Genomic DNA, 890 nt, shown 5'->3' with positions numbered 1-890 from the left:
TCGTCCACCAGCTTCACCGCCAGGATCAGATCCAAATACTCCGTGCTCCAGTCCTCCTCGGTGGCAGCTTCTGCCACCTGACCATGTTGGAGCGTGGATAGATCGCGCCGACCATTGGCACCACCGCGGTGCCGTTTCGCACCATGCTCATCTCCGACCCTTCAAGCCGGGTGCCGAGCGCCGCCACCGCCTCAAGGCTGTGCTGCACCTGATCGGCGTGACCATCTTTCGCGAGGCGCGCCAACACATCGTCATCAAGTGCACGGATCGCGATCGCCTCGATCGCCGCGAGATAGTCGGGCAGGATTGCCCAAGGCTGGGAGCGGATCGCCGAAACGATGACCGACAGTTCCTGTTTCACTCTGCTTCTCCTTCGCTTGGCGCCGGCCGCCCGGCCGGGGCCATGTTGGACGGCCGCCAGTATTCCGTTCCCGCATCGCCTGCGACGTTCGGCTGGTTTTCCTTGGCGCGCAGTTCGTTCGCATTGGCCATGCCCATCTGCCGCTGCAGCCAGTAGGCCTCCATCCGGCTCTTGAGATCGCCCTTCACAAGCGCGTCGGTGAGGTGCTCGAAATAGTGGTTCTCGCGACCGAACAGCTTGGTCAGTGCCTGGCCGACCCGCTCGTAATGCGGCCCCATGTGGTAGATCACGAATTCGAGACTCTGCTGCTCGATGTTCGAAAAGGTCGCCTTGCCCAGGTCGAAGATCAGGTGCGGCGGCACGCCCCAGATCCGCGCCAGGTCAACGACCTGGAACTGGCGGGTTTCGAGAAACTGGCTGTCCTTCATGTTGGGCGAAAGGAAACTGGCCTTCCCGAGCGGTGAAGTCGACCACGCGGATGTGGTGGAATTGGTAGACACGCACGTTTGAGGGGCGTGTGGCTTCGGCC

General features: G+C 62.4%; 2 protein-coding genes. Both read right to left on the bottom strand.

The genetic code is table 11. The features are described 5' to 3' along the window. Nucleotides 1-25: 25 nt before the first annotated feature. Entirely contained in the window at nt 26-361 is a 336-nt protein-coding gene (locus Q3Y53_RS13020; protein WP_303536801.1) for a hypothetical protein, read from the bottom strand. Beyond that, nucleotides 358-890 (bottom strand): phage portal protein (locus tag Q3Y53_RS13015; protein WP_303536799.1); only part of this gene is annotated, 533 nt, incomplete at its 5' end. The genes Q3Y53_RS13015 and Q3Y53_RS13020, both read right to left, overlap by 4 nt.

Source organism: Synechococcus sp. YX-04-1 (assembly GCF_030546365.1).
GTDB lineage: Bacteria > Cyanobacteriota > Cyanobacteriia > PCC-6307 > Cyanobiaceae > Parasynechococcus.
Note: the sequence above shows the minus strand (reverse complement) of the source record. Positions and strands in the feature narration are given on the sequence as shown.